The sequence below is a fragment of the Pantoea sp. EKM103V genome (assembly GCF_011800365.1).
GTDB classification, from domain to species: domain Bacteria; phylum Pseudomonadota; class Gammaproteobacteria; order Enterobacterales; family Enterobacteriaceae; genus Pantoea; species Pantoea anthophila.
Map to the genome: position 1 here is coordinate 651,425 of NZ_JAALFQ010000001.1, position 14,702 is coordinate 666,126.

The 14,702-nt window shown below is 56.4% G+C and carries 13 protein-coding genes; 11 read left to right on the top strand and 2 right to left on the bottom strand.

All coding sequences use genetic code 11. The features are described from left to right. The first annotated feature begins 19 nt into the window (after positions 1-19). Both flgK and flgL read left to right on the top strand, forming a co-directional pair. Positions 20-1,669 (top strand): flagellar hook-associated protein FlgK, encoded by a 1,650-nt coding sequence (gene flgK, locus HFD97_RS03250; RefSeq protein ID WP_167431009.1) that lies wholly within the window; start codon positions 20-22, stop codon positions 1,667-1,669. A 14-nt stretch (positions 1,670-1,683) separates the two neighbouring features. Beyond that, on the top strand, positions 1,684-2,649 hold the full coding sequence (flgL, locus tag HFD97_RS03255) for a flagellar hook-associated protein FlgL (RefSeq protein ID WP_154927856.1): 966 nt from the start codon (positions 1,684-1,686) through the stop codon (positions 2,647-2,649). 180 nt (positions 2,650-2,829) lie between these two features. On the opposite strand, the gene rne is transcribed toward flgL, so the two are convergent. Beyond that, positions 2,830-6,276, bottom strand: a complete 3,447-nt coding sequence (gene rne / locus HFD97_RS03260) for a ribonuclease E (RefSeq protein ID WP_167431008.1) — start codon at positions 6,274-6,276, stop codon at positions 2,830-2,832. 572 nt (positions 6,277-6,848) lie between these two features. Here rne and rluC point away from each other — a divergent pair. Further along, on the top strand, positions 6,849-7,805 hold the full coding sequence (rluC, locus tag HFD97_RS03265; RefSeq protein WP_058957501.1) for a 23S rRNA pseudouridine(955/2504/2580) synthase RluC: 957 nt from the start codon (positions 6,849-6,851) through the stop codon (positions 7,803-7,805). Between the two features lie 11 nt (positions 7,806-7,816). Here rluC and HFD97_RS03270 read toward each other — a convergent pair whose 3' ends face one another. Then, positions 7,817-8,404: a nucleoside triphosphate pyrophosphatase gene (locus HFD97_RS03270; protein ID WP_167431007.1), complete on the bottom strand. Its 588-nt coding sequence runs from the start codon at positions 8,402-8,404 to the stop codon at positions 7,817-7,819. 140 nt (positions 8,405-8,544) lie between these two features. Between HFD97_RS03270 and yceD the strand changes: the two genes are divergently transcribed. The 8 genes from yceD to fabF all read left to right on the top strand — a co-directional run bounded on the left by yceD (position 8,545) and on the right by fabF (position 14,682). Then, positions 8,545-9,066 (top strand): 23S rRNA accumulation protein YceD, encoded by a 522-nt coding sequence (yceD, locus tag HFD97_RS03275; protein WP_009090867.1) that lies wholly within the window; start codon positions 8,545-8,547, stop codon positions 9,064-9,066. 14 nt (positions 9,067-9,080) lie between these two features. Then, positions 9,081-9,251, top strand: coding sequence for a 50S ribosomal protein L32 (gene rpmF / locus HFD97_RS03280; protein ID WP_003849870.1), 171 nt, complete (start codon positions 9,081-9,083; stop codon positions 9,249-9,251). Positions 9,252-9,276: 25 nt separating this feature from the next. Continuing rightward, on the top strand, positions 9,277-10,317 hold the full coding sequence (gene plsX / locus HFD97_RS03285) for a phosphate acyltransferase PlsX (RefSeq protein ID WP_009090865.1): 1,041 nt from the start codon (positions 9,277-9,279) through the stop codon (positions 10,315-10,317). Further along, positions 10,318-11,271, top strand: a complete 954-nt coding sequence (locus tag HFD97_RS03290) for a beta-ketoacyl-ACP synthase III (protein WP_009090864.1) — start codon at positions 10,318-10,320, stop codon at positions 11,269-11,271. Between the two features lie 16 nt (positions 11,272-11,287). After that, positions 11,288-12,220, top strand: coding sequence for an ACP S-malonyltransferase (fabD, locus tag HFD97_RS03295; RefSeq protein ID WP_046101599.1), 933 nt, complete (start codon positions 11,288-11,290; stop codon positions 12,218-12,220). A gap of 10 nt (positions 12,221-12,230) precedes the next feature. Continuing rightward, complete coding sequence (fabG, locus tag HFD97_RS03300) at positions 12,231-12,965, top strand: 3-oxoacyl-ACP reductase FabG (RefSeq protein WP_009090862.1); 735 nt, start codon at positions 12,231-12,233, stop codon at positions 12,963-12,965. 154 nt (positions 12,966-13,119) lie between these two features. Continuing rightward, complete coding sequence (acpP, locus tag HFD97_RS03305) at positions 13,120-13,356, top strand: acyl carrier protein (RefSeq protein WP_003849865.1); 237 nt, start codon at positions 13,120-13,122, stop codon at positions 13,354-13,356. Between the two features lie 84 nt (positions 13,357-13,440). Further along, a complete protein-coding gene (fabF, locus tag HFD97_RS03310) occupies positions 13,441-14,682 on the top strand; it encodes a beta-ketoacyl-ACP synthase II (RefSeq protein WP_009090861.1) in 1,242 nt (413 codons plus the stop codon). The last annotated feature ends 20 nt before the right edge of the window (positions 14,683-14,702 follow it).

A 14,702-nucleotide genomic window follows, 5' to 3' on the forward strand; every position in this document is an offset into this window, starting at 1 on the left:
GGGAACGTAAGGAACCGAGATGTCCAGCATAATTAACTCCGCGATGAGCGGATTGAGTGCCGCACAGGCCGCCCTGAGCACCACCAGTAATAACATCACGAACTACACCGTGGCGGGCTACTCCCGTCAGACAACGGTGCTGGCGCAGGCAAACAGTACCCTGCAGGGCAACAGCTATTACGGCAACGGCGTAAAAATCTCCGGTGTACAGCGCGAGTATGATGCTTTCATCGCAACGCAGTTGCGCGGTGCCAGTGCCAGCTACAGTGCTGTCGATCTCCAGCATAGCCAGATCTCTAACATTGACGATCTGCTGTCGACCTCGACCACCAGTCTCTCCACCTCCCTGCAGGGCTTCTTTACCAACCTGCAGAACGTGGTCAGCAACGCCAACGATCCCTCGGCGCGTCAGTCTATGCTCAGTAACGCTCAGGGGCTGGTCAGCCAGTTTCAGACCACGGCGCAGTATCTGAACAACATGCAGAACAGCGTCAATGCCGATGTCGCCTCCAGCGTGAAACAGATCAACACCTACAGCTCGCAGATTGCCGACCTCAACCAGCAGATTGCCAAACTGACAAACGGCAACGGTGCCGAACCTAACGATCTGCTGGATAAACGCGATCAGCTGGTTAACGAGCTGAATAACGTGGTTGGCGTCACGGTTTCGCAGCAGGATGGTAATTACACCGTATCCATGGCCAACGGCCTGACGCTGGTGAACGGCTACAAATCCAGCGATCTGGTGGCGATGAACTCCAGCAGCGATCCGACACGCACCACCATCGGCTATGTCGACAAGCAGGCAGGCAACGTCGAGATCCCGGAAAAGCTGATCACCACCGGATCGCTGGGCGGTCTGCTGGCGTTCCGCTCTCAGGATCTCGATCTGGCACAGAATCAGCTCGGACAGCTGGCGGCGGCCTTTACCACCAGCTTTAACGACGTGCATAAACAGGGCTTTGACAGCAACGGCGACCAGGGTGTCGATTTCTTTAACATCGGCACTCCGCTGGTAGTCAGCAACAGCAAAAACAGCACCGCTGCGTCCGTTACCGCCGAATGGACCGACACCAGCGCGCTGAAAGCCTCTAACTACACCGTCAGCTATGACGGCAGCCAATGGACTGCCACCCGTGCTTCAGACAGCACGGCGGTCACCATTGCGCAGGGAACCGACGCCAGTGGCAACACGACGCTGAGCTTTGATGGTCTGAAACTGACCGTCGCGGCCACCCCGGCACCTGCCGCGAAAGACAGTTTCCTGGTGAAGCCGGTTCAGAACGTGATTAACGACATGTCCGTAGCGATTACCAGTGAATCCCAGGTAGCCGCGGCGAGCGCCGTGGGCGGCGAAAGTGATAACCGCAATGCGCAAAAGCTGCTGAACCTGCAGGATGTGAAGCTGGTGGGCGGAAATGCCACGCTGTCGCAGGCTTATGCGAGCATCGTCAGCACCGTGGGTAACAAAACCAGCTCGCTGGAAACCACCAGCACCACCCAGAAAAGCGTGGTCAGTCAGCTGACCGATCGCCAGCAGTCGGTCTCGGGTGTCAACCTCGATGAGGAGTACGCCAATCTGACCAGATACCAGCAATATTACATGGCCAATGCGCAGGTGCTGCAGACGGCCAGCACCGTGTTTAACGCATTGATCAATATTCGCTAAGGGCAGGAGATAACATGCGAATCAGTACAAATATGATTTTTGACCAGCAGGTGCGCGGCATTACCGACTCGCAGGCCTCCTGGCTGAAAGTGGGCGAGCAGCTCTCCAGCGGCCGTCGTGTGACTAATCCGTCGGACGATCCGATTGCCGCGTCACGCGCGGTGGTGCTGTCACAGACCCAGCAGCAGGGGAGTCAGTATGCGCTGGCGCGTACCTTTGCTGAGCAGGGGCTCTCCCTGGAAGAGAATGCGCTGAAAGGCGTGACCAGCAGTATCCAGAGCGCACAGACACTGATCGTCAACGGTTCAACCGGTACGCTGAGCGACGATGACCGTGGCTCGATCGCCACCCAGCTGGAAGGGATCCGTGCTCAGTTGCTGAACCAGGCAAACAGCCAGGATGCCAACGGACGTTACATCTTTGCCGGTTATAAAACCGACAGCGCGCCTTTTGTTGATGGTGCCGGAACTGGCGTCAGCTATGCGGGCGGCACAGAAGCCATCACTCAGAAGGTGGACTCCAGCCGTACCATGACCGTGGCGCACACCGGTGATGATGTCTTTATGTCTATCACCAGCAATGCAACCAAAGAGCCGGATGGCAGCGCCAGCGAAACCAACCTGTTTAAGATGCTGGATAGTGCGATTGCCGCCCTGAAAGTGCCGCAGGATGATGCTGACGCCGCAACCAAAAAGACCTTCCAGGACGCCATGGATAAAACCAACCGCGGCCTGGGCAACGCGCTGAATAATGTTTTAACCGTGCGTTCTGAGATTGGTACGCAGCTGTCTGAAATCGATACGCTGAATGCGCAGGGTGATGACCGCGACGTGATCTATAACTCCCAGATGAGTGACCTGGTGAACGTGGACTACACCGAGGCCGTGTCCAGCTACACCATGCAGCAGACGGCACTACAGGCTTCCTATAAGACCTTTACTGACATGTCGAAGATGTCACTGTTCAAACTGAACTCGTAATCTGACCTGAAAATTTGAGCGTACTTTAACCGGATACGCTTAGTTTTTCCCACTCTCCCCCTCAGGGAGAGTGGGATTTTTTTTGCCTGTGATTCAGCGACTGGCAGAGCAGGGGGACAGAATGGCAGCCATAAAAAAACCCCGGCTAAGGCCGGGGTTCAGATGACAACTGCTGAGAGATTACGGCTTGGTTGCCGGGGCTGTTGCCTGATGCGTGGCGCTGTGACCGCCTGCCGAACCGCGACCGTCGAACTGATACGGTGAACGTACCCAGTCACTGTGCGGAGCCGGTTCTGACTGCCAGGCTGGCGCCGGGGCTTTAGTCATTGGCGCAGAGGCGAAGTGCTTCCAGCGCGTGCCGTCATTGGCTACCGCATCAGCAGCAGGCGCGGCTGCTACCGGCTCGGCTGCGGTCACGGGAGCTGCAGGCGCAACATCGCGCGCGGCAACCGGTGCGTGAGGTTCCTGAACCGGCGCGGTGTCAGCATCGGCTGCGACCGGAGCCTTCAGAACCTCTTCAACCTCGGCGGCAATCGCTTCGCTGACATCAACGGCAGCGTGCTCAGCAACGTCAGCTGGCTGTGCGGTATCCGCAGAGGTCGCAACCGGGGTTTCCGTGACCGGTTCAGCAGGAACGGCTTCAGCCGCGACCACTTCTGCTTTTGCTTCGTCTGCAGCGGGGACCACAGAAGGCTGCTGATCAACCGGTGCTTCAATAGCACGGGTGTCGTCAGTGTTCACCACCGGCACGGGCGTTTCTGCCAGTGGCTCAGCCTGCTGTACTGCGGCGTCAGCTTCGGCTTCAGCCTGCTGAACTGGCGCATCGGCTTGCGGCGCAGCCTGCTCTGCAGAGACGTCTGCCTGTACTGCGGATTCAGCCGCAGCCGCGACCGGCAGCGCAGTGGCTTCTGCGCTCTCTTCAGGGCTGTACGCCGGTGTCTCATGCGTCACATTCTGAACCTGCTCTTCGCTGGCCTGGCTTACCGGGTAGCGAACCCAGACTTTACCGGACGCCATCTCAGGCGAGGCTGCTGCCGCAGCCAGAGGCATTGCTGACTGCGTCGGATAACGCTCATCACGGTAACGACGACGACGTTGTCCGCTGACGCGCAGATGACGCGGTGAACGACGTGAGCGACGCGGCATATTCGCACCGTCGCGGTTTTCGTTGTCATCCTGATCGTCAGTCTGAGGGCTCTGCAGTTCGGGCTGCGGCTGAGCAACGTCGGCCGGCTGAGGCTGACGCCCTTCGGCAGGCTGTGCATTGTCGCTGGCATCCGCTGCCACAGGCTGGCGGTTGTCATCAACGCGTACCTTCTGATTCAGCTGGCGCGGCTTACGACGCGGCATAACCTGAACGCGTTCCTCTTCCTGTGCCTCAGTCGCTTCCGGCGCATCTGCCACGGCTGACTGCTCAGCGACTTTAGCGGCTTCTTCACCCGCGCGCTTCTCTTCCTGACGACGACGCTGACGTTCAGCACGCTGTTCACGGCGCTGTTGCTGCTGCTCTTCACGCTGCTGACGCGCTTCTTCGCTCAGTGCCGGACGCTCTTCGCGAGTCTCGCCAGACTGAGACTGACGCTTGTTGCGGCGATTATCGTTGCCATCACGCGGCTCGCGGCTTTCGCGTGGCTCACGGCTCTCACGCGGTTCACGTGGCTCGCGACTTTCACGCGGTTCACGGCCTTCGCGTGATTGTGCATTGTCACCGTTACGCGGCGTGCGTTCACGACGATTGTTGTTGCGACGGTTGTTATTGTTGCGACGCTCGCCGCCACGGGAAGCGCTCTGCTCCTGCTCACTTTCTGCGGCTTTCTGCGGTTCAGCAACGGCAGCGGTCTCAGGCTTAGCAGCAGGGGCTTCTTCGCCCGCGAACATTTTTTTCAGGCCACCCAGCAGGCGTCCGAAGAAACCGGTGCTGACGGTCGCTGACGGTGCCACCGCCGGCGCGCCTTTTGCTGCGGGCTTGCTTTCGGTACGCTTCGCTTCAGGGGCGACTTCAACCGGGGCCGGCGGCGCATCAGGCATCACAAAGGCGGCCAGAGCTGGCTGCTCAGGACGACGACGCTCAGAGTGCTCCTCATCCGATGGCATCGCCATCTCAGCTTCATGCAGCTTCGGCAGGTGATAACTCAGGGTCTGCGTCTCTTCACCTTTACGCACGCGCAGCACGGAGTAGTGTGGGGTCTGCATCTTGTCATCAGGAACGATGATCGCCCGCACACCACCCTGGCGTTTTTCAATCGCGTTGACCGCTTCACGTTTTTCGTTCAGCAGGTAAGAGGCCACCTGAACCGGAACAATCGCGTGCACTTCTTTGGTGTTGTCTTTCAGCGCTTCTTCTTCAATCAGACGCAGAATCGACAGCGCCAGTGATTCGTTATCACGAATGGTGCCGGTGCCGCTACAGCGCGGGCAGACGTGGTGGCTGGACTCGCCCAGTGACGGGCTCAGACGCTGACGTGACATCTCCAGCAGGCCAAAACGTGAAATGTGGCTGATCTGAATACGGGCACGATCCTGACGGACCGCTTCACGCAGCCGATTCTCGACGGCGCGCTGATGGCGAACCGGAGTCATATCGATGTAATCGATAACGATCAGCCCGCCCAGGTCGCGCAGACGCAGCTGACGGGCAATCTCATCGGCCGCTTCCAGGTTGGTGTTAAACGCGGTCTCTTCAATGTCACCGCCGCGTGTCGCACGGGCTGAGTTGATATCGATAGCGGTCAGTGCTTCCGTGCTGTCGATGACGATGGAGCCACCGGACGGCAGGCGAACTTCGCGCTGAAACGCGGATTCGATTTGCGATTCGATCTGATAGTGGCTGAACAGCGGGATTTCACCGGTGTAGAGCTTGATTTTACTGCTGAAGTCCGGACGGCCCAGCGCAGCGATGTGCTGACGCGCCAGCTCCAGAACTTTCGGGTTATCGATAAGAATTTCACCGATGTCCTGACGCAGATAGTCGCGGAAGGCACGCACAATCACGTTACTTTCCTGATGGATCAGGAAGGGCGCCGGACGGCTCTCTGCGGCTTTTTTGATCGCATCCCAGTGCTTAAGACGGAAACTTAAATCCCACTGCAGCGATTCGGCAGATTTGCCGACGCCTGCGGTACGGACGATCAGGCCCATACCTTCCGGCAGCTCCAGCGCAGAAAGGGCTTCTTTCAGCTCGGTACGGTCGTCACCTTCAATGCGGCGGGAGATACCGCCTGCACGCGGGTTGTTCGGCATCAGCACCAGATAACTGCCCGCCAGCGAGATAAAGGTGGTCAGCGCCGCGCCTTTGTTGCCGCGCTCTTCTTTATCGATCTGAACGATGACTTCCTGACCTTCACGCAGCACATCTTTAATGTTGGGACGGCCATGCGCGTTGTAGCTGGAGGGGAAGTATTCGCGGGAAATTTCTTTTAACGGGAGGAAACCGTGACGCTCTGCGCCGTAGTCGACAAACGCAGCTTCAAGGCTGGGTTCAATGCGAGTGATTTTACCTTTGTAGATGTTGGCTTTTTTCTGTTCGTGTCCGGGGCTTTCGATATCCAGGTCGTACAGACGCTGACCGTCAACCAAGGCAACGCGCAACTCTTCCTGCTGAGTTGCGTTTATTAACATTCTTTTCATCGTGACTTACTCGTTATTCTTTCATGAGTGATTACAGCTGCGGGCATAGTTACCCTGGACGAGTATCAACCGATGGCCCCGTGACTTAGTGCAATGTCGTCAACCTCACGGCTGTCGACCGCGCGAGGGGCGCAAATAACGTCGGTGGCCTGTTTTTCATAAGGGAAAACAGCACCAGATAGTGGAAATGCCTGAGACAATTAAAAAACCCGTGCATCCCATACTGTTGTCCAGGCCGCAACCCGCAGCCCGCTAAGTGCCTGATTTCGCATTACGTCTTACGCCATTGCTGCGTGTCTGCTCAATCCGGCAAAATGACAATTTCGCTCTTTTTCTGCCCTGAAATGCTTCAGGTAAGAAACTCAAGCATTATTCCACTGCTAACCTTCATATAGCAAGGCGACTTTAGCCAGCTTGTGAAGTTTCTTTACATTTAACTTATTAATGTGTCGGACAAAGCAGCGCTTTGCTGAAAAAGTCAGCAGGGAGGCGACCTGCCGCCACATTAACCCCAGAGTTAAGCACAGAAAAAGGGGTGGCGCTATCAGGGGACACTATTTAGAATCGCCGCCATGAAAACAGAGAATCCGGGCGTACACTTTGTCGCCATCACGGCTGAAAATGCCGGACAACGCATTGATAACTTTTTGCGCACCCAGCTCAAGGGTGTGCCAAAAAGCATGGTTTATCGCATCGTTCGCAAAGGCGAGGTGCGGGTGAATAAAAAGCGCGTCAAGCCCGAATATAAGCTGGAGGAGGGCGATGAGGTTCGCATTCCACCGGTGCGGGTCGCCGAACGCGATGACGAGGCCGTGTCACCGAAGCTGGCAAAAGTGGCCTCGCTGGCTGACGCCATTCTGTATGAAGATGAGGCGCTGCTGGTGATGAACAAGCCTTCCGGCACCGCCGTTCACGGAGGCAGCGGGTTGACCTTCGGCGTCATCGAAGGCCTGCGCGCACTGCGTCCCGAAGCACGCTTCCTGGAACTGGTGCATCGCCTGGACCGTGACACCTCCGGTATTCTGCTGGTGGCGAAAAAGCGCTCGGCGCTGCGCTCCCTGCATGAGCAACTGCGCGAAAAGGGGATGCAGAAGGATTATCTGGCGCTGGTGCGCGGCAACTGGCCGTCACACCTGAAAGTGGTTCAGGCTCCGCTGTTGAAAAATATCCTGCAGAGCGGCGAACGCGTGGTGCGCGTCAGCAGCGAAGGCAAACCCTCTGAAACCCGCTTTAAAGTGGAAGAGCGGTTTGAGTTTGCCACGCTGGTGAAAGCCAGCCCGGTAACCGGTCGCACGCACCAGATTCGTGTGCATACGCTGCACGCCGGTCATCCTATCGCGTTTGACGATCGCTATGGCGAACGTGACTTTGACAGTCAGCTGGCGGCAACCGGCTTAAATCGCCTCTTCCTGCACGCGGCGGCCCTGACCTTTACCCATCCGGGCACGGGCGACGTGATGCGGGTGGAAGCGCCGCTGGACGAAGGCCTGAAGCAGTGTCTGCTCAGGTTACGTCAGCGTAAAGGGTGAGTGCTCAGGCATCACGCGGTTAAAGGATTGATGCCGGCCTGCTGCAGCATTGCATTGAGCGCAATCAGCGGCAGGCCGACCAGTGTGTTGGGATCGCGCCCCTCCAGTCGATCAAACAGACAAATTCCCAGCCCCTCACTTTTAAAGCTGCCCGCACACTGAAGCGGCTGCTCCCTCTCAACATAGCCGGTAATCTCTGCCTCGGTTAAGGTGCGGAAATGCACCACAAAAGGTTCACACTCCTGCAGCAGTGTGCCACTGGCGGGATGACAGAGTGCCAGGCCGGTATAAAACGTGATCGCTTTGCCGCTGGCGGCACGCAGCTGCGCCCGCGCCTTCTCTGCGGTGTGAGGCTTTCCGGTAATCACGCCATCCAGTACACAGACCTGGTCAGAGCCGATAATCCAGTGACCGGGGTAGGTTTCTGCCAGTGCCTGCGCTTTGGCTTTGGCAAGTCGCGTCACCAGCGCCTGCGCCGATTCACCCGGCAGCGGCGACTCATCTACTTCTGGCGCAGCCGTAATAAAAGGCAGCCCCAGCTTGCGCAGCAGCGCCTGTCGGAAGGGGGAGGTCGAAGCTAAAAGAATCGATGGCGTCATTTTTTTTCAATAGTAATAGCGAATTGGTGACAGTCATTTTAAACTGTGCGCCGCACTGGATGCGAATAGTGGTTGAAAGATGCTGTTTAACGGCCTTTTTCTTTGACTCTATGACATTACAAAGTTAATATGCGCGCCCTATGCAAAAGGTAAAATTACCCCTAACGCTGGACCCTGTCCGCACCGCTCAGAAGCGCCTTGATTATCAGGGTGTCTACACATCTGCACAGGTGGAGCGTGTGGCCGAGTCGGTCGTTAGTGTGGACAGTGATGTGGATTGTGCCATGTCGTTCGCGGTTGATAGCCAACGTCTGGCGGTACTGACGGGTACTGCTGAAGTTCAGGTGACGTTGCGTTGTCAGCGCTGCAACCAGACCTTTCCCCATCACGTAAAAGTCAGTTTTTGTTTCAGTCCCGTCTCTTCTGAAGAGCAGGCCGAAGCATTGCCGGAAGCGTACGAGCCGGTCGATGTCAACGAATTTGGTGAGATCGATCTGCTGGCGGTTGTTGAGGATGAACTGATCCTCGCGCTGCCGGTCGTTCCGGTGCACGATTCTGAACACTGTGAAGTGTCCGAGGCGGACATGGTCTTTGGCAAACTGCCTGCAGAGGCGGAGAAACCAAATCCATTTGCCGTATTAGCCAGTTTAAAGCGTAAGTAATAGGAGTAAGGTCCATGGCCGTACAACAGAATAAACCCACCCGTTCTAAGCGTGGTATGCGTCGTTCGCACGATGCGCTGACCACTGCTGCTCTGTCAGTAGATAAAGTTTCTGGCGAAACTCATCTGCGTCACCACATCACTGCGGACGGTTACTACCGCGGTCGCAAGGTTATCGTTAAGTAAGTTTCTTGCTTAGCAAGGCGATACCTTGACACGTTTGACCCTGGCGATTGATGCCATGGGCGGGGACTTCGGTCCCTGCGTGACAGTGCCTGCAGCATTGCAGGCACTGGCCTCTCATTCGGAACTATTCCTTCTTCTTGTCGGACATCCCGACACTCTCATGCCATTGCTTGCCAAAGCGGATTCCTCCCTGATGGGGCGTTTGCAGGTTATCCCTGCCGAATCGGTTATTGCAAGTGATGCGCGGCCCGCTCAGGCCATCCGGAACAGTCGCGGCAGCTCAATGCGTGTGGCGCTGGAGATGGTGAAAGAGGGACGTGCCCAGGCCTGTATCAGCGCCGGTAATACCGGGGCTTTGATGGGGCTGTCGACACTCTTATTAAAACCGCTGGACGGCATTAAGCGTCCGGCGCTGATGTCCGTTTTGCCGCATCAGCAGCAGGGTAAAACGGTGGTACTCGATCTGGGCGCGAATGTGGACTCAGACAGTGCGATGCTGGTGCAGTTTGCCGTGATGGGTTCCGTGATGGCCGAGTATGTACTGGGGATTTCTCAGCCCCGTGTTGCATTGCTCAACATCGGTCATGAAGAGACCAAAGGGCTGGAAACGATCCGTGACGCCGCGGTTATGCTGCGAGAATCACCGCACATCAACTATATTGGTTACCTCGAAGGTAATGAGCTGCTGACCGGTAAAACCGATGTCATGGTCTGTGACGGTTTTGTCGGGAACGTCACGCTGAAGACGATGGAAGGCGTGGTAAGAATGTTTCTTTCTCTGCTGAAGTCCTCAGGGGAAGGCAAAAAACGGTCATGGTGGCTTCAGTTGCTGGGGCGCTGGGTTCAGAAACGTCTGGCAAAGCGCTTCGGGCATCTCAACCCCGACCAGTACAATGGCGCTTGTCTGTTAGGATTGCGCGGAACAGTGATCAAGAGTCACGGCGCAGCAAATCAACACGCCTTCGCCGTGGCGATAGAACAGGCAGAGCAGGCGGTGAGGCAGCAAATTCCCGAACGAATTGCTGCGCGCCTTGATGCTGTATTAGCCAGGAGTGACAAAGCCTAGATGTATACCAAAATTATCGGTACGGGCAGTTATCTGCCCAGCCAGGTTCGCACCAATGCCGATCTGGAAAAAATGGTGGAGACGTCGGACGAGTGGATTGTTACCCGTACCGGCATCCGTGAGCGTCGCATTGCTGCACCTGACGAAACCGTCGCCACCATGGGATTCAGCGCCGCTCAGCGCGCGCTGGAAATGGCCGGCATTGAGGCGAATGACGTTGGGCTGATCATTGTCGCCACAACCTCTTCCAGCCATGCCTTCCCGAGCTCCGCCTGCATGATCCAGCAAATGCTGGAGATTAAAGACTGCGCGGCGTTTGACCTTGCGGCCGCCTGCGCCGGTTTCACCTATGCACTGAGCGTGGCCGATCAATACATCAAAAATGGCGCCGTAAAACATGCGCTGGTAATTGGTGCTGATGTGCTGGCGCGCGCGCTGGATCCGGAAGATCGCGGCACCATCATCCTGTTCGGTGATGGCGCGGGTGCGGTTGTGCTGGGCCAGAGCGAAGAGCAGGGGATCATCTCTACCCATCTGCACGCCGACGGTCGCTATTCGCAGCTGCTGACCCTGCCTTATCAGGATCGCGCGCATCAGGATCAGCCTGCCTATGTCACCATGGCGGGCAACGAAGTCTTTAAGGTCGCCGTAACCGAGCTGGCCCACATCGTTGACGAAACGCTGCAGGCCAATAATCTCGATCGTGAAATGCTGGACTGGCTGGTGCCGCATCAGGCTAACCTGCGCATCATCAGCGCCACCGCGAAAAAACTCGGCATGACCATGGATAAAGTGGTCGTCACACTGGATCGCCACGGCAACACCTCTGCCGCCTCGGTGCCAAGCGCACTGGACGAAGCGGTTCGTGATGGCCGCATCAAACCCGGACACCTTATTCTGCTGGAAGCCTTTGGTGGTGGATTCACCTGGGGTTCTGCGCTGGTTCGCTTTTGATTGACAGGAACGAAAGATGACGCAAATTGCATTTGTTTTTCCCGGTCAGGGTTCACAGACCGTGGGCATGCTGGCTGAATTAGCAGCCACTTATCCGCAGGTTGAAGAGACCTTCCGTGAAGCTTCTGACGCGCTGGGATACGATCTGTGGCAGTTAGTCAGTCAGGGGCCGGCTGAAGAGCTGAATAAAACCTGGCAGACTCAGCCAGCCCTGCTGACTGCCTCAGTAGCTATCTACCGTGTCTGGCAGGCGCAGGGCGGCGAACAGCCCGTTCTGATGGCCGGTCACAGCCTGGGCGAGTACTCGGCACTGGTGTGTGCAGGCGTGCTCAACTTCGCTGACGCGGTGAAACTGGTTGAACTGCGCGGCAAACTGATGCAGGAAGCGGTGCCGGAAGGCACGGGCGCAATGCAGGCGATTATTGGCCTGGATGACGCCGCTATCCGTCAGGCCTGTGAAGAGAGTGCTCAGGGCCAGGTTGTTTCGCCGGTAAACTTCAACTCGCCAGGCCAGGTGGTCATTGCGGGTAACAAAGAAGCCGTTGAACGTGCAGGCGCTGCCTGTAAAGCCGCGGGTGCCAAGCGTGCCTTACCGCTGCCGGTCAGCGTGCCTTCCCACTGCGCACTGATGAAGCCCGCTGCCGACAAACTGGCGGTGGCGCTTGAAGGCATAACGTTTAATACGCCAGCGGTGCCGGTCATTAATAATGTCGATGTCAAAGCAGAATCCGACGCGTCGGCTATCCGCCATGCGCTGGTTCGTCAGCTTTACAGCCCGGTTCGCTGGACCGAAAGCGTGGAAGCGATGGCAGCACAGGGTGTGACGCACCTGCTGGAGATGGGTCCGGGCAAAGTCCTGACCGGTCTGACCAAACGCATTGTCGATACCCTGACCGCTGCTGCCGTGAACGATACGGCTTCACTGAACGCTGCACTCGGAAAGGAATAAGAGGAAAATCATGAGCTTTGAAGGTAAAGTTGCGCTGGTTACCGGCGCGAGTCGCGGCATTGGTCGTGCGATTGCAGAAACCCTGGTGGCACGCGGTGCCAGAGTCGTCGGAACTGCAACCAGCCAGAGTGGCGCCGACGCCATCAGTGCTTACCTTGGCGACAAGGGCAAGGGCCTGTTACTGAATGTGACTGATGCTGACTCCATTAACAGCGTTTTAGAGAATATTCGCGCTGAATTTGGCGAAGTGGATATTTTAGTCAATAATGCAGGCATTACGCGTGACAATCTTCTCATGCGCATGAAGGACGATGAGTGGCAGGATATCCTGGATACTAACCTCACATCGGTATTCCGCCTTTCTAAGGCGGTTCTGCGTGCCATGATGAAAAAGCGCGTGGGCCGTATCATCACCATTGGTTCCGTTGTCGGCACCATGGGTAACGCGGGCCAGGCAAACTACGCAGCAGCAAAAGCGGGTTTGATTGGCTTTAGCAAATCACTGGCGCGCGAAATCGCGTCACGTGGCATTACCGTCAACGTCGTGGCTCCAGGCTTTATTGAGACTGACATGACGCGGGCACTGAACGAAGATCAACGTTCCGGTATTTTGGCGGAAGTGCCAGCGGGTCGCTTAGGCGAAGCGCAGGAAATCGCCAATGCTGTGGCATTTTTAGCCTCTGACGAAGCAGCCTACATCACAGGTGAAACGCTGCACGTCAATGGCGGAATGTACATGGTCTGATAAATCACGAAATCATTTGCATTATTTGCGGTTAAAACCGCAAAATAACGCAAAATCGTGGTTAGACCAGCCGGGATTTTGTTGCATCTTTTTCACCATTTTATACACTACGAAAACCATCGCGAAAGCGAGTTTTGATAGGAAATTAAATAGTATGAGCGATATCGAACAACGCGTTAAGAAAATCATCAGTGAGCAGCTGGGTGTGAAAGAGGAAGAAGTCACCAACTCTGCATCTTTCGTAGAAGACCTGGGTGCCGATTCTCTTGATACCGTTGAGCTGGTGATGGCTCTGGAAGAAGAGTTTGATACTGAGATTCCAGACGAAGAAGCTGAGAAAATCACTACCGTTCAGGCAGCGATCGACTACATCAATAGCCATAAAGGCTAATGAATATCTTCAGGCGGTCGCTCGACCGCCTGATTTTTTTGTTTGTCCCACATAGTTCCTATTTCCCCTCCCTGGAGGACGAACGTGTCTAAGCGTCGTGTAGTTGTGACTGGTCTTGGCATGTTGTCTCCTGTCGGCAATACCGTAGAGTCTACCTGGAGTGCTCTCCTTGCCGGTCAGAGCGGCATTACCCTGATCGACCATTTTGATACCAGTGCTTATGCAACGCGTTTTGCAGGTCTGGTAAGAGATTTTAATTGTGATGATTTCATCTCGCGCAAAGATCAGCGCAAGATGGACGAATTCATCCAATACGGCATCGTGGCTGGTATTCAGGCCATGCAGGACAGCGGTCTGGTTGTGACCGAGGAAAATGCAGGCCGTATGGGCGCAGCGATTGGCTCCGGCATCGGTGGCCTGGGTCTGATTGAAGAGAATCATACCTCCCTGGTCAACGGTGGCCCGCGCAAAATCAGTCCATTCTTTGTGCCTTCAACCATCGTTAACATGGTGGCGGGTCATCTCACCATCATGTATGGCCTGAAAGGTCCGAGCATCTCTATTGCGACAGCCTGTACTTCTGGCGTCCATAACATCGGTCATGCTGCACGTATCATCGCCTATAACGATGCTGACGTGATGCTGGCAGGTGGCACAGAGAAAGCCAGTACGCCATTGGGCGTGGGCGGTTTTGGTGCTGCACGTGCGCTCTCAACCCGTAACGATAACCCGCAGGCGGCAAGCCGTCCGTGGGATAAAGATCGTGATGGTTTTGTGCTGGGCGACGGTGCCGGTATCGTGGTGCTGGAAGAGTACGAACACGCGAAAAAACGCGGCGCGAAGATCTATGCAGAAATCGTCGGTTTCGGCATGAGCAGCGACGCTTACCACATGACATCACCACCGGAAAACGGTTCTGGTGCGGCGGCAGCGATGGTCAACGCGCTGCGGGACGCTCAGCTGGATCCGGCGCAGATCGGCTACGTTAACGCGCACGGCACGTCAACGCCGGCCGGTGACAAAGCGGAAGCGCAGGCAGTGAAATCCGTGTTTGGTGCGGCGGCACAGAGCGTGATGGTCAGCTCGACCAAGTCGATGACCGGTCACCTGCTGGGTGCGGCAGGCGCGGTGGAGGCGATCTACTCGATTCTGGCGCTGCGCGATCAGGCGATTCCACCGACCATCAACCTCGACAATCCGGATGAAGGCTGCGATCTCGACTTCGTGCCTCATACCGCACGTCAGGTTACCGGCCTGGAATACACGCTGTGTAACTCCTTTGGCTTTGGCGGAACCAACGGTTCGTTGATTTTCCGTAAAGTGTAATCGGTGTTGATGCGTAAAAA